Origin of the sequence: Halobacterium sp. CBA1132 (genome assembly GCF_001485535.1) — an archaeon.
In the GTDB taxonomy this organism is placed as follows: domain Archaea; phylum Halobacteriota; class Halobacteria; order Halobacteriales; family Halobacteriaceae; genus Halobacterium.
The window spans coordinates 140,663-162,909 of the sequence record NZ_BCMZ01000002.1 but is presented as its reverse complement, the minus strand read 5'-3'; the positions used below and the strand labels follow the sequence as shown (position 1 = coordinate 162,909).

The 22,247-nt window shown below is 58.6% G+C and carries 11 protein-coding genes; 10 read left to right on the top strand and 1 reads right to left on the bottom strand.

Annotated elements, in window-relative coordinates:
- Positions 1-158 precede the first annotated feature (158 nt).
- The 5 genes from AVZ66_RS14320 (at position 159) to AVZ66_RS14300 (ending at position 10,296) form a co-directional block, all read left to right on the top strand.
- Positions 159-1,001: a BrxA family protein gene (locus AVZ66_RS14320; protein ID WP_058984841.1), complete on the top strand. Its 843-nt coding sequence runs from the start codon at positions 159-161 to the stop codon at positions 999-1,001.
- Positions 998-4,681, top strand: a complete 3,684-nt coding sequence (locus tag AVZ66_RS14315) for a hypothetical protein (RefSeq protein WP_058984840.1) — start codon at positions 998-1,000, stop codon at positions 4,679-4,681. Before AVZ66_RS14320 ends, AVZ66_RS14315 begins: the two co-directional genes overlap by 4 nt.
- Complete coding sequence (locus AVZ66_RS14310) at positions 4,678-5,259, top strand: BREX protein BrxB domain-containing protein (protein WP_058984839.1); 582 nt, start codon at positions 4,678-4,680, stop codon at positions 5,257-5,259. The genes AVZ66_RS14315 and AVZ66_RS14310 overlap by 4 nt, the downstream gene beginning before the upstream one ends.
- Entirely contained in the window at positions 5,256-9,089 is a 3,834-nt protein-coding gene (locus AVZ66_RS14305; RefSeq protein ID WP_058984838.1) for a hypothetical protein, read from the top strand. Before AVZ66_RS14310 ends, AVZ66_RS14305 begins: the two co-directional genes overlap by 4 nt.
- Before the next feature lie 163 nt (positions 9,090-9,252).
- Positions 9,253-10,296: an endonuclease NucS domain-containing protein gene (locus AVZ66_RS14300; protein WP_058984837.1), complete on the top strand. Its 1,044-nt coding sequence runs from the start codon at positions 9,253-9,255 to the stop codon at positions 10,294-10,296.
- A gap of 118 nt (positions 10,297-10,414) precedes the next feature.
- On the opposite strand, the gene AVZ66_RS14295 is transcribed toward AVZ66_RS14300, so the two are convergent.
- A complete protein-coding gene (locus AVZ66_RS14295; protein ID WP_058984836.1) occupies positions 10,415-10,666 on the bottom strand; it encodes a hypothetical protein in 252 nt (83 codons plus the stop codon).
- A gap of 150 nt (positions 10,667-10,816) precedes the next feature.
- Here AVZ66_RS14295 and pglX point away from each other — a divergent pair, with 150 nt between their 5' ends.
- The 5 genes from pglX to AVZ66_RS14270 are packed head-to-tail and all read left to right on the top strand — an operon-like array spanning position 10,817 to position 21,934.
- Positions 10,817-15,022: a BREX-5 system adenine-specific DNA-methyltransferase PglX gene (pglX, locus tag AVZ66_RS14290; protein WP_058984835.1), complete on the top strand. Its 4,206-nt coding sequence runs from the start codon at positions 10,817-10,819 to the stop codon at positions 15,020-15,022.
- A gap of 9 nt (positions 15,023-15,031) precedes the next feature.
- The gene (locus AVZ66_RS14285) at positions 15,032-15,463 is read left to right on the top strand and encodes a hypothetical protein (protein ID WP_058984834.1); all 432 of its coding nucleotides are present in this window, start codon (positions 15,032-15,034) and stop codon (positions 15,461-15,463) included.
- Between the two features lie 2 nt (positions 15,464-15,465).
- Positions 15,466-17,661: a BREX-5 system phosphatase PglZ gene (gene pglZ / locus AVZ66_RS14280; protein WP_058984833.1), complete on the top strand. Its 2,196-nt coding sequence runs from the start codon at positions 15,466-15,468 to the stop codon at positions 17,659-17,661.
- A gap of 21 nt (positions 17,662-17,682) precedes the next feature.
- Positions 17,683-18,960 carry a hypothetical protein gene (locus AVZ66_RS14275; protein ID WP_058984832.1) on the top strand — a complete coding sequence of 426 codons (1,278 nt, stop codon included), beginning with the start codon at positions 17,683-17,685 and terminating at the stop codon, positions 18,958-18,960.
- Positions 18,961-19,015: 55 nt separating this feature from the next.
- The gene (locus AVZ66_RS14270; protein WP_058984831.1) at positions 19,016-21,934 is read left to right on the top strand and encodes a helicase-related protein; all 2,919 of its coding nucleotides are present in this window, start codon (positions 19,016-19,018) and stop codon (positions 21,932-21,934) included.
- The last annotated feature ends 313 nt before the right edge of the window (positions 21,935-22,247 follow it).

Below are 22,247 nucleotides of genomic sequence, written 5' to 3'. Positions count from 1 at the left end.
TTCCGTAATTCGTTCATGAGCAGAGCGTGTGAAGTCCGAATTATCCAGTCAGCGACATTCACTCCAGCTAAACTAACCGATATTAGAGGTCGAGGTTGCCCTCCTCGTGATCAGGTTATCCATATCAACTAAGTGGTGTGGATGGTTCGAGATGAGATATGACTCTCCGCACCGACGGGAGGGGAACTTCCCTACCGTCGCTCGACTCGACATTTTCTCACGACGAGGTGTCGATGGCTCTCACTAGATGCGGACTTCTCGTGGATAGAGCAGAGATACTCGCTCGGCTGTACGCCCAACATCGAGACTGGACGGTCGTCGAACAGAAATGGATTGAAGAACGCTTCGACGAGCGCAGTACGCGTGGAAGTTCGAAGGGAATCTACCGCGCTCTCAGTTCCCGGTTCAAGACCGCTGGTAGCGAACTTCCATCGATCGTCCAACTACCTTCTGTCCTCGACCAGTGTGAGACGATGCGCGACAAAGCGCAAGTACTGTACTTCTACTTGCTGGAGGACGACCCTCTCGTGAAGTACACCGTTCACCGGTACGTCGACCGGATTCAGGAGTCCGGTGTCGACGGTTTGGATTTCGAGCAGGAGACGGTCGAGCGTCTCCTGAACGAGTTTCACTACGACGACGGAAGTGAGTTCGACTATGCAGAATCGACGACGCGTCGATGGGGAGAAGGGCTCCGATCGGTGATGCGAGAGATCGGTGTTCTCGACACACAGCAGGCGCTTAAAGGCCAAATCCCCAACCTCGGTATGACGCCTCTGCTCGTTGCGTCAGGTTACTCGTGGGAGGTTCACGGGGACGAATGGCTCTCTCAGCCGACTGGCTGGCTCTACCTATTTCAGTCGGAACAGTACTGGGACTCCTTGGCCGAACGAGTGAGTGACGATCCGAACTGGGAAGCGAGCGGGATTCACGGTGAGCTGAGACTCCAGCCGGTGGACGATACATACGACTGGGCCGAACCGTGGGAGGGAGAAGTATGACTGACGAGAACTGGTTCGCTGCCGATGTTGGGAGCGATTTCGAGGAGTCCGTCCGTATCGACCGCGAGGATGACGGTCGCGATCACCGACTGGAATCGATTGATACCTACCACGTGACGGAGGAGTCCGAAGACTTCATGTCCGACTTCTTCTCGCGCCTACTCGGCCGTTCCGAGGATATGCGGTCGGGCGCGAACTACTGGCTCTACGGGTACTATGGGAGCGGGAAGAGCCACCTCCTCAGCGTGCTTCGCGGCTTGCTGGATAGCGAATGGCTTCGAGAGCGCGAGGATGTCTGGGAACAGCTAACCGATGGTCGTGAGCTGGAGACACTCGAGTCCACGTGGTCATCGATACACGATGAGTACGAGGTCATCCCGATCTCGGTGAACCTCCTGAAGCATCAGGGCCAGAAGAAACTGAGCTTCAGCGAGATTGTCCTCCGCAGTGCTCACACGTCGGCACGGCTCACCGGTGCCGATGGGGGGCTCTCGTCGCAGCTCGACGTCGCATTCTTCGAGGACTGGTACCGGACGACCGACGCGTGGGATGACCGGACGACCAACACCCAAACAGCACTTCGGAGTACGGTTAATACCCCCGAGAAATACGATTGGGAAGACGTTCAGCAGTACAACGCTCTCGCGGACGCCGTTCTTCCCACGCTCTTCGAGCAGGAGACCGGCACGGTGGATGGTTTGGACGACCTGATGCCGTCGGATCTCGACCCACAAGCGATGGTCGAGCGTCTCGAACAGTTGCGGAGTGATCGCGAAGAGGAGCTCGGCCGTCCAGTCAAACTCGTACTACTGCTCGACGAGGTCAGCCTCTTCATCGGGACGGACTTCGACCGCCTCACCGAGCTGCAGACCCTCGCGGAGAGCGTCGATGAGACCGGTGACGGCGACATCCAACTGGTGGCGACGGCACAGGCCAAAATCGAGGACGTCCAGCCGCAGTTCGCGGCTCGTGGTGCCGACTTCAGCATCGTCAAGGATCGGTTTCCGCACCGGTTTGGCCTTCCGAGTCGACACGTCGGCGAAATATCGACCCAGCGGTTGCTCAAAAAGACGGTGGACGGGAAGGAGGATACGGAACGCGTCCTCGACCGAACCAGCAACGAGCCCGAGACGTTACTCGTGTACTCGGGCATCGAACAGAACACCGAACCACCGCTCGACAACATCGACCGTGAGCGCCTTGTCGAGTTCTATCCGTTCCTTCCGTATCAGCCACCGCTGTTCCTCGAGATCCTCTCGAACCTCCGGCAGGCAGCACACGACCCGGCGAAGTCGATCTTCTCGGGAACTGCACGGGCGATTCTGGCTCTCGTTCACGGACTCCTCCAAGAGTGGATAGAGGCTGGCGAGGAGACCAACGTCATTTCGCTGGTCGACTTCTACGACCTCATCGAACCCGAACTCGATGACATCACGCCACAGGACGTGGGGGTCATTGAGGAGATTGAGGAACAGCACGAAGCAGGCGAACTGGAGGAGATCGACGTGGATGTCGCGAAGGCGGTGTTGCTCCTCCAGCACATTCCGGATACGATTCCGATGTCCGAGCGGAATCTCGCAGTCGCCGTGTTGAGTGACCTCGACGGCCCGACTCAGTTCCAGATGGAGAACCGCGTCGAGGACTCGCTCCAACGGCTTCGAAAGTTCATCCGGCCGACGCACGACGAAACCGGGCCGAAGTACGCGTTCACTCATCCGGAGGAGCGCGAGATCATCGAAGCCTCCGAGGAAAACCTCGACAACCCGGACTGGCAGTCCATCATCGAAGCCGTGGACGGGTATCTCTGGGAGGACATCGTGCGCGACCTCTCACTCCCGACATCGGCTGAGTACCCAGACACCGGCGAGCAGTATCCGGTTCGCTACGAATTCAGTATCGACGGGATCGAACTCGATACAACCGTCGACGCTGAGGACGCCCTCGATGTCGAGGTCGCCGTCGAAGGGATTTCTCCCGCCGCAGCAGACATCAGCTACGACGGCGACCCGCTCGAATGGACGATCGGACAGGACGGACTCGACGATCTCCGTGATAGCCTCATCGAGTGGTGGTCGCTCAGAGATGCCGTCGGAGACCACACGCTCCCACAGTCCGTCGAGCGTGACCTCTCCGACCGCGCAGCTCGCGTCCAGAGCAAACTCGTCGAGGCGCTCAAGAGTGGGACATTCGACGTCAAGGATCGTGGCGATCAGATCGGGGGTATGGTTTCGGGAGTCGAGGAGTATCTCGACGTCAACTACCCCGACGACTTCCACCCCGTAATGCTGCAGGTCGGCGATGAGCACTTACAGGAGCTCCGTGGACTTTCCGCACAAGATCCGCTCCCTACGTGGGCCCAGCAGATCGATGTCGCGACAGAAGACCCCGAAACGCACGAGGGGTCGATCCAGAACAACGTGCGTGCATTCACCGGCCGACAGTTGAAGCAACGCGGCGGGAATCTCGCGATGGCGACGATCCTTGACGGAATCATCGAAAAGAAGCCGATCTACGAGGACGCTCGCCCCGCGCTGTGTGCGATTATCTGGGGCCTCTGCCGGAAGGGAGACTTCCTTCCTATCGACGAGACAGGTAACTCCCTCGAACTCGACGATGTAATCGACCTGAACAAACTGACGACGACGCGTCTGAAGATTGCGAAAGGTGACAGTGTAGGAAAGATCCTCCGCGAGGGAGGATTCATGGACTCGACGGAGACGATTCCGGACGGAATCGTCAGGCTCCAGTCCGCGAACGACACGCTCGCGGGTCGACTCGGTAGTCTCGTAGAAGACGTCAGACTGGTCGCCGAGAGTGACATCCAAACACGCGTCGTTCGCAACCTCCTCGAGTCGTTCGTGGAAGCGCTTGAAGCCGAGCAGCAGAGTGCGATCGACCGACGAGAGGCTGTCAAATCACGTGATACCGACTGGGAGGATGTCGTCGAAGCAACCAACGACGCTCGGGAGTGGTACGACGACGCCGAGGAAGTGTGGAGTTTGCGCCTCCCCGCGCTCACACGAATTGACTCGCAGTTGACTCTTGCCCAGCAGTCGTACGACTGGCTGACCGAAGAGGTCGAAACGGCCAGCCAGACGCTTCGCGAGAGCATCGGCGGTTACGAGGGTGAATGGTGGACACACGATGGCTGGGATCGGTTCAACGACGCTCAAACTACCTCGCCGGCCCTCGACGAGGCGATCGAGACCGCGTGGGACTCGTTCCGAACGGAAACCGGGGTCGATGCGTTCGTCGACGAGTTACAGGAGCATCCGTGGATTCAGCCCGCAAATGAGTTTGAGTCGAACGTTCGGCCGGCCTTCGAGAGCGAATACATCACACCCCTCCGTCGGGCCGCATCGTGGTACGACGATGTCTCGGACGCGGTATCGACGGTGACTGGCGGAACGACCAACACCGAGGCTGATGACTTCATTCGAGCAACGAACACACTGCTCGACAGCGAACCCCTCGCTGTGGTTGCCGGTAGCGACATCGACGAATTACGAGATACGTTCGAGGAGCTACAGGCACTCGTTGGGGATCAGTCTCCCACAGACATCACGGCGATCGGGGTTCTTCCGTCGGATCGCGAATCGCTGGACTCGGAACTGGAACGGCTCGTCGAACGCCATGATCTCAGTATCGAGCGGACTGAGACGGGGGTGATCATCCGATGACGACCAACCGTCCCTTCCACGACTTCACGGAGCGACTCGCACAGTTCGCCGACGGACGACGCGGCATCCGAAACCCGTTCGTAATCGTCCCCGTCCAGCCGAAGTACGAGCACCGGGTTGCCGAACGGCTCACCGAGTGGGCGGCGAACCCGCATCGTACCGAGGAGTTCCCAGATGACGGAACCGTCCAAGTCCTTCGACTGGACGAGCTGTTCGTCGAAACCGATGTCTTCGAACTCGCGGTTGACCTCGGCGAGAACAGCCAACCCGCGACGATCACTGAGACGATGCAAGACCGATTAGCGGAGGAACTCGTCGCAGTTATGGTCGAGAAAATCGATGCACCAGCCCAGCAGCGACACGTCGTTCTCCTCACGCACCTCGGGAGCCTCTACCCGTTCACGCGTGCGTCGGAACTGCTCGACGAACTCGACCGCCGCAACGTCCAGTCTACAATCGGCATTCCGTTCCCCGGAGACATCTATGGTGGCAATCTGAACTTCTTCGGCGAGGAATCACGCAACTACTACCCGGCCCACCAGATCGAAGGCCGAGTTAAGGGGGTGCATCTCCAATGAGCGACATACACATTCACGACATCTTCCAGCAGTCACCGACTCGCGAGCTCGAGGAAGTCCAGAAGGTCAACGCCAGAGCGCAGGCAGAAAACGACGTCCGCGAGTTCTACGAGACCGACAGCGCTCGCGATGTGCTCACCACGCTCGGGAACCTCGTCGACAAGTACCCACACGAAGAACCGCGCTTCCTCTACATCTCCGCGACGTTCGGGTCGGGGAAGACGCACCTCCTGAAACTCATCGGGTTCGCTGCCGACACCGAATCGGAGTTCGCCGACCTCGGAGAAGAGTTGGCAAATCGATGGCCGGGCTTCCAGTCGTTCCGACAGAGCGTCGCCAACTCTCACGTCGACCGCCTGAAACCCGTCTTCCTGAACCTCCTCAACCGGGACGCGTCACAGGAACCGCCACTCCCCTACCTCATTTACGAGGCAATCGGCCGCGAGCTCGGGTATCCCACCGACCCGAATTGGCTGCTCGAGTGGGCGTGGCAGCTCGACATGAACCACGGTGACTGCTGGGAGCGACTACAGGAAGTCGAGCACGACGGACAGACGTTCGAAGATGTGTACGACGAGCGGGCGTCACTGCGGAGCTGGCTCTACGAAGCCGTTCCGACACTCGATGACTCACCGTTCGCGTCTCAGGAGGAGGTCAAGCAGTCGATCGACGACGCCATCGAGGAAGTCGATCCCGACGAGTTCGACCCCGACGAACTCGTCGAGCGCGTCGAAACGGCCCAAGAGTCGCTGAGCACACCAGAGACCGAGACGGAGTTGCTGATCGGACTCGACGAGGTGGCGCTGTTCATCGGCGATGGCCGCCATCGCTACAGAGAGCTCCAAGAGACGATGGAAGCGCTGACGGAGTTGGGTGTCGGGCCCAACCCGCCAGTCATCGGGACTGGACAGTATCCGATCGAGCGTATCCACGGCGAGTTCGACGATACCAAAGTCACGGAGCAACCGTGGTACGGGGCTCAAGAACCGCTGGAGGGCGCCGACACCGAGATAATCGTTCGGAAGCGGTGGCTGCAGAAGGACGCCGAGGGTGGACAGGCCGTCGAGTCCGCTCTCCGGGAGATGCCCGACCTCACGCTCGACGCATACTCCGATATTGCCGGCGCCGACCCGGACGCAGTCGAGTCATACCCATTCCGCGAGTACGATCTCGGGTTGCTCCGGACGGTGATTCAGCAACTGATGCCACGTGGACGCGTGACCGAAGAAGAGTACGTGCAGGGTCGGGCGTTGCTCATCCTCGTCCGCTCGCTGTTCACGCGGTTCGAGTGGGGAGACAAGCAGGTCGGAGCGCTCGTCACGTGGGACGAGCTGTACGACCTGCTGGTCGAAGAGACAACCTACATCCCGCTCTGGGTGCAGGAGATGGTCGAGAACAAGCTCGTCCCCTCGGCTGGCGGCGACGAAGACGCGTTCTCGGTTCGCGTTGCGAAGGCGCTGTACCTGCTGAATCAGGTGCGTTCCGAAGTGCCGTCGACGCCGGCGAACCTCGCCCGGCTGATGGTCAAGTCGACTGACGAGTCGTTCGACTCCGTCCGAAGCGATGTCGAATCGGCGCTCTCCGACCTCCTCGAGGATCGGAAGGTGCTAACGGAGACGAACGACCGCGGTGACGAGGAGTACCTGCTGGTCTCCGAGGAACAGGAGGACATTCTGACGCGAGCGAAGACCCGTGCACAACAGATCCCGTCGCATCGGCTTTCGGCCAAGTTGGAGAACTCCCTTCGGGAGGGAAGCAACCTTCTGCTCTCTGAGGGCAGTCGACACGAGGTGGATCTCGAGGGGGAGCGCAAAGTCCCACTCCGGTTCGGCTACTCTGTTCTCGACCCTATCGAGCAAGCACCGACGCCGGAGTTTGACGCCGTGCGTGTGCGGCTGGTCGCGGGCCGCGACGAGGAGGTTGGCGATCAGGTTGATGCATGGCAGTCGACGAACGAAGGCCGGGACGGGGGCGAGCACGTCCTCATCGCCGTCGATCTACAGGGATCGACGATCAACCGCCTGCGGGACGTGATGGGCATGCAGGAGGTGCTGTCAGAGGAAACGGAAACGTATCCGGACTTGGAGTCCGACCACCGTGACGAACAGCGGGCGCTCGAATCGGCGATTCGCGAGCAACTCGAGGAAGCGGACGTCTACGTTCGGACGGGTGGGACGAGAGGACGATACGAGGACGTGTTCGAGCAGGTCGTGGAAACGCAAGTCCAGTCTGTGTTCAGTGGGACGCGTTTTGTCCTAACCAACGGAATCACGGAAGTCAAGGACGCCAAGCAGATGGCGAAGTTCTTCCGCGGCGTCGACGACTGGCCGCTTTCGAGCGAGGACGCAGTCACGCTCGGTGTGGATACCGACCGCGCCGAACTCGCCGACGGCTGGTGTCAAGAGTTCCTCGACGAGCACGAGGACACCCAATCGCTTCGTGCTGAGGACTTGCTTGCCCAAACTGTCCAGCGTGGAGGCACGTATTGCGGGACTCCGCAAGAATCGATTTCGGCCCTGCTGATCACACTTGCAACAGCAAACGAAATTGCGCTACGTAGAGACGACGAGTACATTACCGAGCCGAACGAGATCGGCCGAGCAGTCAGAAACAAGACGAATCTGACCGACGTACAGGTTCGCTTCGAGTCACTGGATGGAATCAATCCCGACCAGATTCGGGAAACCGTCGAGACGCTGATCGGTGAGGAGCCGGACGGAACCGATCCCGACGCGTGGCTCTCGGAGTTGGCTAACTGGGTGGACGAGAACAGCGTGCTGGTGAAACGCATCTTGCGAGGCGTCAGCAGAGAGTTCGGTGAAGGCGCTTCGCTGGACGAACTCGAAACGGCTCTCCAGCCCGCACTCGGAGGCGAATCTCTCGAAACAGACGACTTTGCGTCCGACGAGATCGCACAGCAGTCCGAGCGCTTCGCTCGGGCAAGAGGACTCTTCCGGTCGGTTGAGGATGGCGACTCTCTCTGGGAGCAGTTCAGCCAGCGAACGACGGAGATGCAGCGGCTCTACCCCGGTGCGGAAATCACGGGGGAGATGCAAGCGATCGTCGGTGGGGATAAAGTGCCTGATGCCGATCGGCTCCGAGCAACGATTGACGAAGCCGACGCTCACAGACGAACCGTCGTCCGCGAGCAGTACGAACGCATCACGGGAGAGTCGCCATCGGACGAGGAACCCGAGAGCGTAGTCTCCAGTCTCGCGACGTGGCTCTACGCTCACGATGGGAGCAGCAAGGAAACTGCTGACCGCGTCGCCGTCGAATTCGGCGGTGTAACCATCGACGATCTCTATGATCTCTTCGAGACGGCGTGGAACGGTGACTCGTTCTCAGAGGAAGACCTCGTCGACTCGACGGTCGTTCAGCAAGCGAAGCGATACGAACGGGCACGGCGACTCCTCGAAGCATCTGACGGCGAGGCATCGCTCTGGTCTCAACTTCGTGATGCGTCAAGCCGACTCGAGGAAGAGAGTCCGAATCATCCGGTCACAACCGACGTGAGCGAGATGCTCAGTCGATCTCAGCCGCCGAGCGTTGACGACGTAGAGCAACTTCTTGACGAGGCGGAGAACCCCTTCGAACTCTACGAACGACTTGAAGAACTCGCTAGCAAACTTCAGTCCGAGTATCCCGACCACGATCTCACTCAAGAGGTCATCGGTGCAGTAGAGGGATCGAGCACGCCGAGTGAGGAACGCATGAATGAACTGATCGAGGATGCCGAACAGTTACTCAACGGGCAGTTGCGGCGGATTCGGGAGACTATGGATGAACTACCGGATGGCTCTGTGATGGTGATCGAGTCGCTTGACTGACGATCTGGTGTTGCAAAACACCGAATTAATTTATATCCAATTCGCAATTACGCAACACTGGGCCGTAACCACCGTCGAACCGACGTGCCCGTCTAAATTCTCTCCCATCGTCTATTGGCGGCTCCAAAGAATTATCATGCGTCTGTGACTCTATCTCGACAACATGCTTAGAGTCGGGGACAAGGAAGATGTTTCCACGTTAGAAACGGTCTCCCTGAAGGAAGAGGGGTTTCGTGAGGATGACCTCCGCGAGTGGATTATCAATAGTCCCGAGAGCATCCTCGGAGAGGACTTTCGACTTGTTGGACGGGAAGTTTCTGTGAAGCAAATTGGGGATGGCATCGATCTTCTCGCCATTGACCGAGACGCCAACGTTGTCGCCATCGAACTCAAACGAGGCGCATTGAAGCCGAAGGTCGATTTTCAGGGACTAAAGTACGCCGCCTACACCTCGCACTGGGATTACTCCAAGCTCCGCGACCAGTTCGAGAAGTTCAAGTCGACGTCATGGGGTCGGACGCTCTACGAGGAGGAAACCACGTTTACCGAGGTACTCGACGAGTTCTGCAACGAGGACTACACGCTCAATCAGGATCAGCGAATCGTCTTCGTCGGAGAATCCGTCCGCGAGCGGCTGGACATCGTACTCCGGTGGCTCAGCGACAGATCGATCGACATCTCCGTCATCGAGTTCCAGCTCCTGAAGGATGGCGACCGGCTGTATCTCGATGCAGAGCAGACGATCCCGACGCCGGAGCACACCGTGACGGACGTGAGTCCGGACACCTCTGACGAACCGTGGAAGGAAGACGGACAGAGTTGGCACCTCAACGAGCGTTCAAACGAGGAAACAGCCGATCTGCTGGAAGACGTTACAGCCGCACTGCAGGAACTGGAGTTCCTCAATGGGCCGGAGTGGGGGCAGAAGCACTACGTCGCGTTCAACAAGGGACGAAAACGTCGTATCGCGATCCGGACGAAGCGGACGCTGTTCCACATCGACCTGTACGACGTCAATACGGCTTCGCTGGACGCTGCGGAGATTGCGGACGTACTCGGAATCGATGCTGAATCGGTTGCGGTTAAGCAGGATATGCGAGGAAGTGGTCGAAGCGGAGTGAGAATCACCTGTAAGCCGGATCAGGAGATCGATTTCGACGCGCTTGAATCACAGGCTCGGGAGATACTCGACAAGACTACTGAGTGAGAGAGGGCAGCAGACGGCGCAGCTCCACTCTTTTCGAATCTTGACCCAGCACTGGGTCGGCTTTCGCTGTGTCGGCCTTCTGTTCACGGAACATGCTTAGAATGCAGTACTGTGGCAGTTAGAATCCGCGATTATCGGCCAGTTCCAGAGCTTTAATCCCCATAATAAGCATCAGCGCGATAATCGAGAAGAACCCTGCAAGCTCAAAAAGCGCCATCGGGTTCTCTACGAACCACCAGAAGATTGGTTCGAGAAACTCGATCCCGTAGAAGTCCGCGAGTATCTTCGAGATCACGGCTCCGAAGACAGCTATCAACAGCAGATACAGGAAGTATCGAATCTTCCGAGGGCCGGCAAACTCACCAACCATACACCAGATTTGACATTTGGGTATAAATGCTCCGTGGAGGGATACCCCTGTCGGCTCATTTTCGAGTTCTGACCCTACCGCCGTCCCAGAGTATATGGACAATCTTCAAGACACCTCAATGGCTCTGCTTGTAACATCACTGACTCTCGCATGGACGAACAATCTACCCAGCCCCGCAAGGCCCAGCTCGACAAGGAAGAGCGCGAGCATCTTGAGGACGTCGTCACCGAGATGCGCGACCGCGTCGAGGCGAACGTTCGCTACCAGCTTGAGGACGAGTACGACCTTGACGAGAGGCCGGACGACGACGCGTCCCTGAGCGAAGAGCAGGAAGACCTCGTCGAGGCTATCGAACTCGAAGCCGCCGATGGTCACAGTTGGGACGAAGCCCACGAGCAGTACATCACGGGTGTCGGCTACACGATCGTCAATCGGCTGGCAGCGCTCCGCTGTATGGAGGTTCGGGACTTCATCGACGACGAGGTCACGGCTTTTCGCGACGACGGCCTCACGCCGGCTGCCGACCGGCTGGTTACGGAGGAGTTCATGCTCGAGGAGGAGGCCGTCCTCGAAGCCTATCGGAACGCATGTGACGACCTCGCTGAGGAAATCGAGATTCTCTTCGACCGCTCGACCGTCTACAGCCTGATCGACCCCGACGACGACACGTTCGAAGATCTTTGCGGAATGCTCGACAAGGTCTCCGACGAGGTCTGGCGAGGGGACGACGTACTGGGCTGGGTGTACGAGTACTACAACCGTCCTGTCGTCGAAGCGCTCGACGCGAAGAACACGCTCGAACCGGAAGACGTGGGGCCGGCGAACCAGTTCTACACGCCCCACTGGGTCGTCCGGATGCTCACCGACAACTCTCTCGGGAAGCTCTATCTCGAAGCCAAAGGACAGGAGTCGGCAGTACCGGAGCCGGAAGCGCTCAGCCCCGAGGAGCGCAAGGAACGCTTAGTCACGCCGGAGGACAGCCCGACCGTTCCCGAACTCTGTACGTACCTTATCCCAGACGAAGAGGCTGGCGACGCACCTGAGTTCGACCATCCTTCAGAACTGCGAGTCATCGATCCAGCCTGTGGAAGCGGGCACTTCCTCCTCTATGCGTTCGACGTGCTGGAGCGAATTTGGTGGGAAGAAGAAGACGGGCTCGACCGAGCGGAGATCCCCGCGAAAATCCTCAAACACAACCTCTACGGCGTCGACATCGACCTGCGCTCGTGTCAGCTCTCGGCGTTCAATCTGTATCTGAAGGCCCGGACGCGTGCCGAGGAGGAAGACGGCCAGTTCGAGATGCCCAACGTCGACATCGTCTGTGCGGACGCTCGCGTGGCAGAGGTCGAGGAAGGCGCAGAAGTGCTGGACGAGATCACTGGAGAGGGGACTGATCTGCGCGAGGCGCTGAGCGAGATCATCGATACGTTCCAGCACACAGAAGCCCTCGGGAGCCTGCTCGACGTAAGTGGGACGCTCGAGGAGGTGTTCGAGAGTGGGCAGACGGGCCTCTCGGATTGGGGTGATGGAACACACCAGTCTCTGAACTCATTCCTGAAAGCACTACGACAGGCAGTTGACGAACGTTCGTCTGATTCGTTTGGCGAACAGAACCTCAGAAGCTTCCTGAATCTATTGGTAGTGCTGAGCCAAGAGTACGATGTGGCGCTGATGAATCCTCCGTATGGCTCGGGAGGACGGATGCCGGATAACGTTCAGGAATATATCCGGGAAAGCGAGAGCTACAAATACACTACTGAATATTACATCAACTTCTTCGAAGCTTGTGATAGGCTGGCGAAGACCGATGGGCGGACAGGTATGCTCGTTCCGTGGTCGTTCATGTTCAACAAGTCCTTCCAAGACTTCCGAGAAGACTTCATCGGGGGACGTGGAGCCTTCGACTTCTTCTCTGAGTTTGGTTACGACATTCTTGACAATGCAACCGTTGGGACAGTAGGAACTGTTGTTAGATCCGAGACCAAAAGCGGCCAATCAGGGACTTTCATTCGATTGCCGGATGTAGAGAAGGGCGAAAAGGAATCGACATTTATTCAGGCATCTTTCGATAGCGAATACAGTGGAATTCAGCGTTTTTACTACCGCGACCTGCGCGAATTCGATACTGTCCCGGGCACACCACTATCATACTGGGTTCCGAAGGAGCTACGCTCCCTCTACGATTCAGCGGTTGTCCTCGATGCAGAAAATGGAGACGTAGATGCGGAAAGTCTTGGTTCAGCTAAGGTAGGCCTTCAGACAGGCAACGATGGCAGGTTTACGCACCGTTTCTGGGAGGACTTCCATTCTTCCGACTGGGTACCCTTTGCTAAGGGAGGTGCTGATTCTTGGCTACTGCCAAGGACTAAACGAACTCTACTTTGGGGCGCAGCAGGACAAGAGGTGAAAAGATACGGGGGATCATACCCACGTAACGAGGATAGCTACTTTACAGAATCTCTGACCTACACGGTCGCGAAGAGAAGTGGCCGCAGATTCGGATACCTCCACGAAGAATCAATCTTCGGTCACAAGGGCTCAGTCCTGATTCCGAAGAGGGCTACTTGGAACGCTCTCTCCTACACCAACAGTCACCTCTTCACCTATCTAATGCTTACACAAACCTCTGAGCGGATGTGGGAGGTCGGATTCGTTTCGAAAGTACCGTGGCGTAATGAGCTTGAGGATATTGACGAACTAGAGAAACTCTCACGGGAAGCTGTTGGTCAGCTCATCTCGAAACGTCAGTACGACTTCGTTTCCCCCTACTACGATGGGCCTGTCTTGCTTGACGTACTCGGTGTGAATGATCCACTATCTCAGTACGATCACCCTCACCGTGAACTTCGGAGTGAGCTTTCGGTCGATAACCCTTCACAAACGGTGTCCACGACAGCCTCCCTCAGGGAGGTCGGCATTGCCGCCGCTAAACACTTGGAGCAGGTCGAACAAGACCTCCAATCCTGCGCCGACGACATCGACGATGCTGTGTTCGAGTGCTTCGGTATTACTGATGAACAGCGCGAAACAATACTTCAAGAGATCGCTCTTAGAACGATCGAGGATCCTCGCGAACAGGAGGACTATGATCCTGATACCGTTACGGAGCCTTCAGAAGACTTCCCCGAGCAGGTCAAAGACCTCCTTCTACACTTCACGCTTCAAGCCATCGACGGCACCGATGACGGCATCATTCCCCTCTCTAAAATCGATGGTAAGGACGATCTCCTAACCAACATCGAGGCCGAGTTCGAACGCGTCTGGGGCGAACACGCAACTGACCGCCTCGCAGAGGTCGACGAGGTGCTTGGAAACCGGAGTGCGAGCGATGAGGCATATCCGAACCTCCGCGCGTGGCTCGAAGATGACCTGTTCGAGTACCACGTCTCGAAGTTCGATCGGACGCCGATCCTCTGGCGCTTCTCGACCGAACGACTCGTCTCCGACCCAGAGGGAGAGGGCTTCGGTTGCCTTGTCGACTACCACCAGTTAGACGCGAGTATCTTCGACCGCCTGCAGAACCAGTACCTCGAGCCGCGACGGACGCACCTCCGGGAACGAAGGGCGGCGGCAAACAGTCGCCGTAACGACGAATCGCTCTCGGCCTCCGAACGCGCCGACGCCGCCGAGGAGTACGAACGGTGCGAGAGCGGCCTCGAACAGCTCAGCGTGTTTGAAGAACAGCTGGGCGAACTTGCCGAATCCAACCCTCGCGAGTGGCCCGAAGAGAATCAGGAGCGCGCCGCCGAGGCAGCCGAACGCGTCGGGGAGTTCCGGGAGCGGACAGCGTCACGGCTTGACACCCTCGAAACGCTCGCCGATCTGGAGGACGTGGATATGGAAGACCTGTTCAGCCCCTCGTTCTACGAGACTGTACAGGAGAACAAAGACGAGTGGATCGACGCGCTCGACGACCTACAGGCTGCCTTCGAGGCCTACGCCGAGGACGGTTCCGAACCCGTCGAGGCTCATCTCTATGACCTCTTCGAGTACTACGACGATCTCGTCGGCTCCTCCCACTACGCGAGCAACGGGATTCTGTTCATGACGTACTACTTCGACCAGTTCGAGGACGCCGGACAGGCGCAGATCGGAGATGCCGGTGTCTCTGAACGTCAGCGGCTTCTCTCGGAACTCGCCGCCGACGTTGACGAGTACACGCAACTGGCCGAGGAGATTTCTGACGATTGCGACGAGGTCGCTGCAGACATCCCCAACGATTGGGAAGATCGGGCGCTCTCAGAGGTGACGACTACCGGCTACCAGCCAGTCCACAAGCACGGCGTCGCGATCAACATCATGCCGCTCGCGGAGAAGGACATCGTCCCGGAGGTCGTCGAGGACAAGGTGCTGTAAGTAGGAACGATGAGCAACGAAGTCGAATTTCCGATCGGGAAAGCGATTCTTTCGATGCTCTTCGGAGCATCGCTATTCCCGATCACCTACCCTGTCTCGTACTTTTTCGGTTACCTCGGCGTACTGAGTTGGGACTCCGTCGTGATGTGGGGATTTCTTGGCCCGATGTTCTTCATCGGCATTCCAGTCGTGCTGTATGATTTCCCCGAGCGGTTTGCGGAGAAGCTGACTGGTTACTGGCTAATTGTAGCTGGCATCGGATGGGTTACACTCATCATTACAATGCAATTTTTCAATTCGGACGTTCCAGAGTCACGCATGAATGTCTACGCTATGGGGGCGACGTTGCTCGTTGTTGTTTCAACTATCTCGATAGCAGCCTACCTTGACTACACCAACGCACCGGTAGAAGAGTATCTCGACGGTCTCCTTACCAACTGACTATGCAAGCTAAACAGACCCTCCCCGACGCCGCGAAAGATACCATCCGTAGCGAGTTTGACCGAGCCGAGTCGTCCGACCCGATCGTTCTCTGGTGGGACGACGGGAACTACCTCGAGGACATCATCGAGCAGGCCTGTAACGAACTCGGCGTTCACCTGAAGGTCGCCGAGGAGACGCCGCTGGAACTTCGTTCCGATCCAGCCGACGGCGAGCAGGTCTGGTACGTCCCACACGTCAAGGAACCCGAAGACGCCGAGGGCGACTACGACTGGTTCCGCGACGTCGAGCACACGGGTGGCGAGGTGGAGATGAGCATCGAAGACCTCACCGTCCACGCGTTCGAGCGCGGGCAACTCGATGCGTGGGAGCTGAAAACCGCGACGCAGGCGGATGATCCCGCAAAGCGCCGCGAGATCGCGCGGATCCTCCACGACCAGCTCACCGGCGGACAGCTCCCGACGCTCGAACAGCTCCGCACGCAGATCGTCACCGGCGGCTACACCGATCCCGTCGCGTTCGTGCTGGAAAACGGCTGGGGAGACATCGACGACAGCCCCGACACTATCGAGCAGATGCAGGACTTGCTGACCAGCGAGGGCGTCGACGCGGTCGCCAGCGAGGACGAACCCGTAGGGATCGTCGCGGCGACGCGTCGATGGGCCGTCGCCGAGTGGCTGATCCACGCCGGCGCCGACGCCGAACGCTTCCCGAGGGAGTTCCGCGCCGAGACGGCTGGCGATCACGACCTCCCCGAGATCAAGTCGCTTCTAAACAACACCACCTCGGCCAGCCTCCTTGCCGACCGTTACCTCGGCGAGGCGATCTGGCCCGACGTCGTCGCGGACGTCGACGACCCGTGGGAACTCGCGGACTGTATCGTCGACGCCGCGCTCGAACGTCGCCTCTGGGAGGAGTGGCACGCGTCCTTCGACGCTGGCGATTACGAGACGTGTCTCGAGCGCGCCGAGGAGCGGCACGACGCTCTGCTCGGGAGCGAGGACTTCCGCGGCACCTACCGCGGAGCCTACGGCCCGGACAGCCCGTGGACGCGGACGTGGGAGCAGGCCGCAGAGATCGCTCGCCTCGCGCACCAGCTCGAAACGTGGGACGAGAACGCCACCGACGACGTCGTCTCGCTGTACGCCGACCCGGACGACGGCACATGGCAGATCGACAACGCGGTGCTCAACCTCGTCGTCGCCGGAGAGCCCGAGACCGACCTTCCCGACGATCATCCCGCGACCGCTGCGCTTGATGACCTCCGGACGCAGCTCCAGTCAGAATACGTCGAGTACCTCGAAGACCTCGGCGACCTCGTCACCGATACCGTCGAAGCTGGCGCTCCGTTCGTCGACGAGGATCACTCCTACCAGTTCTTCACGAAGGAATCAGACGGCCTCGAAAGCGGCCAGACTATTGCGCTGTTCGTCATCGACGCCCTTCGGCTTGACCTCGCTCGTCGCCTCGCGGACGAATTGCGTGACTACGTGTCGACGCTCCCGTCCGATGCTCCCGAGTTCGCCATCGACGAAGATGTCTGGCTCGGAACGCTTCCCTCGGAGACCGAGTTCGGGAAGGCTGCACTCACGCCGGGAGAGATCCAGATGTTCGACGTCTCGCTGGTCGATGGCGAGTTACAGCCGCTGCGAAACAACCGTCGGGTGACGACCAACCGCCGCGAGTCGCTGTTGGGCAGCGACGGCTGGACAGTCACTCGCGAGGAGGAGGACGACGGCTGGCAGTCGACGCGTGTCGCCTACTTCAAGAACGACATCGACGACATCGGCGAGAAGGAACTCAGCGACCTCGAGGCGATGCTGGCGCGACGCGTCGACTCGCTCGCGGAGTTCATCGGCACGAAACTCAAACAGGGCGAGTGGGATCAGGCCTACGTGCTGACCGACCACGGGTTCGTCCTGCTCCCGGACAACGCGTCGCCGGAGAAGATCTCGCGGCCGACGGAAGCCTCCGACTCCGGGCGCCGATGGATCGCCGGGGAGGATGTGGACGAGGATTCGCCCGGCGTGCTACTTGACTCCAGTTCCCGACTGGGGTACCTCGACGCCAACGTCAGCGTCCTTGCGAGCCCACTCAAAAGGTTCAGAAAGCAAGGCCTCGGTGACGCGCGGTTTTACCACGGCGGACTTCTACCACAGGAGTTCGTGCTTGACTTTATCAGCATCACGCAGGGCTAATCTCTCACGAACTTCGCATCTATGTCATCACAGGAAATAGAAGAAGCGACCACCGCTATTCGGAGTTACATCATCGACTTTCTGACGACGCTCGACGATCAGATGGACGAGCCGCGGCTCAGTGAGATCGTCGAGGCAGACGGCACACTTCAGAGCAAGAATCTCGGCCAAACACCCGAGCGGTGTGTCGAAGATGCTCTCATCTGGCCGATTCTGGAGACGCTCGGCTACGAATACACACCAAGACCGTACTATCCCGTCGGTGATAGCGATGAGCAGCCGGATTTCCGTATCGACAATCTCTCTGATACTGTTATCGGAGAGAACAAATCGGTCAACAACTTCGAAACCGCGCAGGGTGACATCGAGGGCTACCTCGACTCACGCCGATACGAGTACGGGCTTTCGACTGACGGATTCCGATGGGGAATGTACGCTGTCGAAACGGGTGAACGCGGTCGAGCAGACCTCGTCACCGTCGTCGAAGAGCAGAATATCGCACCAGCGGTACGGCGGATCGCCCGTAATCAAGGATTAGTCAGTTACACCGAAGAGCTGCAGGAAAACGGCACCGTCGAAGGAGTGTTGGGAGACTTCTACCAGACGTTCAACCACTACGGTATCCGGCGAGCTATCGGCGGACTGACCGAATTTTACGACCTCTACTTGGAGGTGACTACCGGCGGCGGTGAATACAAGCATCTGGATGCTGCTCTGGTTGACGCAATCGAGCAGCCGCCAGACGCCTCAAAGTCGGAGAAACTGGCCTTCGCGACACTACTCGTTGATCGACTCGCCTTCGTGAAACTGCTGGCAGATCGCGGTATCCTCAACCGCGTCGCGCTCCACTCTCAGTGGAGCGAACATAATCAGGGGCTCAATCGATTCCGGGGTAGCTTCTACTCTCAATACCTCCAGCCGTTGTTCTACGATGCGCTTTCGACTCCAAAACAGCAGCGCGACGCCGAACTTCCAGAGATGTTCAGCGACGTACCGTACCTCGGCGGAAGACTGTTCGAGTCGATACTCCCGGCCGAGCGTGCCTTCGACGTTCCAGATTCGGTAATGAAGCTAGTTCTCACGCAATTCATCGAGAACGAGGAACGGACGTTGGTCAACGAAGCCGCCGCGGGTTCCATTCTGGAGACGTACACCGAGGAGTTTGAAAGTCGGGAACTGGCTGGACAGATACCGCAGTACTACGCCGACATCGTAGATGCCTACAGTGCAGAAATCGAATACGTTGAGTCGGAGATCGAACGTACCCTACGGTCGTTCGCCGCAACGGAGGCTCGATAATGCGCGGACTGACAATCTTGAAGACGGCGTGCGGTCTTGACACAGACATCACTCGATGACAAACTCTACCCAGTTCTCTCCGGGGCAGCGGGTGATTCTCAATGGAGCGCCGGCTGAAGTCATCAAAACCCAAACGGTCGGAGAGATCGAGTACCTAAGAGCATACATCGACGGCGAGGGCGCTAAGACGGTCTGTCTCGACGATGTCGAGATTCAACCCCATCGATCTGGAATCGAGGAGCTGTCCAACCACCGAATCGATGATCTTCATCCAGACCACGACGCGGTCTCGGCGCAGTGGTTCGACCTCCACACACAGGCGACGAAACTCAAGCTCGCCCACGAACAGGGGCAACTCCTGAGCATCTCGAACTCGCTCGTTCGACTGGAGCCCTACCAGCTCGAAGCCGTGAATTGGGTGATGCAGAAGCTCCGGCAGCGGGCGCTTATCGGCGACGACGTCGGCCTCGGGAAAACGATAGAGGCCGGACTCATCCTCAAGGAACTCGCCGCCCGGAATCGCGCCGACCGCGTCCTATTCGTCGTTCCCGCTCATCTCCAGAAAAAGTGGATTCGGGATATGGATCGCTTCTTCGACGTCGATCTCACCGTCGCAGACCGGGCATGGGTCGAAGGTGAGCGCCGACGGCTCGGGGAAGAGGCCAACATCTGGAACCAAGACCAGCAACAGCTCGTCACCAGCATGGCGTTCCTGCGACAGGACGAGTTCCAGCCCGCACTCCAGGACGCGTTCTGGGACGTCGTCGTGGTCGACGAGGCACACAAGGCCGCAAAGCGGGGCGACTCGCCCAGCAAGACGGCAAACATGGTTGATACCATCACGGGGAACTCCGACTCGCTGCTGCTTCTCAGCGCGACGCCGCACGACGGGAAGGGCGAAGCATTCCGCTCACTGGTCGAGTATATCGACCCGTTCCTCGTCGGCGAGAACCGGGAACTCTCTCAGGAGACAGTCGACCGCGTAATGATTCGTCGCGGGAAGACCGACATCTACGACGAAGATGGTGAACGCGTCTTCCCAGACCGGGAGGTCAACTCGGTCTCGGTCTCGATGACGCACGACGAGCGGCAGTTCTACCGGGCGGTCACCGACTACGTCAAAAACGTCTACAATCGCTCGGAGAAGCTGAACGAACCCGCGGTCGGGTTCGCGATGGCGCTCATGCAGAAACGGCTGGTGAGCAGCGTCGGCGCGATTCACGCGACACTCCGTCGACGACTGGACGATCTCCTTGACGAGGAGGCGGAAACGGATGGTCTTTCCGAGGAAGCGCGGGCCTACCTCGACGGCGAGGATTTAGACGAGGACGACAAGCAACACGCGGAAGACGAGGTCGCCGGCCTGACTGTCACCAGCACTGACGAACAGCTCCAAGAGGAGATCGATACCCTCCGCGATCTCGTCTCGCTGGCGGAGGATTTGCCGGTCGACTCCAAGGCCCAGAAGGTCAGGCGGTTCATCTCCCAACTCCTCGAGGAGCAACCGAACGAGAAACTCCTGCTATTCACGGAGTACCGAGATACGCTCGACTACCTCCTCGAATTCGTACAGGATGAGCCGTGGGCTGACGAGATTCTCGTGATTCACGGGGACGTGGATAAGGAGGAACGAGCGCGGATCGAAGACGAGTTCAATCACGGCCAGTCGCGGCTCCTGTTCGCGACCGACGCAGCGAGTGAGGGGATCGACCTCCAGCACAGCTGCCACATCATGGCCAACTACGAGCTTCCGTGGAACCCGAATCGGCTCGAGCAGCGGATCGGGCGCATCCACCGCTACGGGCAGGAGGAGGAGGTCAAGGTCTGGAACTTCCTCTTCGACAACACTCGCGAGAGCGAGATCTTCGAAATGCTGCAAACCAAGGTCGAGGAGATTCGCTCCCAACTCGGGAACACGGCAGACGTGCTGGGCATCCTCGACGACATCGACGTGGACTCGCTCATCATGGAGTCCATCGAGAACGACGAACCGCCGAGTGCGACCAAAGAGGAACTGGAGGAGATGATCGAGGAGCGTCAGCGAACGCTCGAGGAGTGGTACGAGCGAAGCCTCGTCGATACGAGCACGTTCGATGCCGAGAGTCGCCGGCAGATTCAGGAGGTCGTCGACGAGTCAGAGGATGTCTACGGGAGCGAGGGCGACATTCGCGAGTTCTTCGAGCGAGCAGTCGAAGCCTTCGGAGGCGAATTCGAGAAGCGCGGCACCAATCTCTATCAGGCTGAGTTGCCGGACGGGATTAATGCGCCCGGCCAAGATTCGACGTTCGGCCCATTCACGTTCGACCGCGACTTCGCGATGGATCACGAGGACATCACCTACCTCGCCCCCGACACGGACGTCCTGCAACGGCTCATGGCACGCGTGTTGGAGGACGAGCGCGGTGAGGTCGGACTCAAACTGCTTCCGTTCGTCGATACGCCGGGTATCACCTACAACTATCGCGTGGCGTTCGAGGACGGCATCGGCGACGTGATTCGCGAGGAGACCATTCCCGTCTTCGTGGATGCTGCGCAAGAGGACGCTCAGCAGGCGCTCGGTGAACGTGTTGTCGAGGGTGACTCGGTAGCAGCAAAGCCCGACGTCGACGACCTTCGGATAGTTCTCGACGCTCAATCCGATTTACGGACCGCTGCCGATCGGTATGTGAGCGTGCGGGTCAACGAGATCAAGAACCATCTTCAGGAGAAGCGCCACGAGGAGACCGATCAAGAGCTGGAGAACCTTGAGGAGTACGCACAGGCGGAACGAGAACGGATCGAGTCCTTCATCGACGAGTACGAGCGTAAAGCCGACGCCGGATCGGATATGGACATCGCGATCAGAGGCCAACAGGAGCGTCTTGAACAGCTCGAAGAGCGAATTGAGACACGTCGCCGTGAATTAGAGCGTCGAGAACAGATCATCTCACTGGCGCCCGAGGTTGAGAACTACTGTTTAACTCTCCCATTATGAGTATGTATAGAGCTTTAGCTAGTGCCGCTTCAAACGCGACGGGATAGATCCCCGCAGTGCAGCGTCTCCAATTTAATTCTGGCAGCCCAGGCTTGACACGCCAATAGAGTCACTTCGGAACTCCATTTACTGACGAAACTGTCTCGCCAAGAATGAAGTGAGATGGACCTTTTGTTGAGTAGTATTCGATGAATAATACGCTTCTAACTGGCTCCCAACATTCACGTTTAGAGCAAGCTGCTTTTGAACGGGCGGACCAGGTGGCTGATGACCTTCTTGGCTCTGTTCTGTATATAACCCGGAACGACGCTCG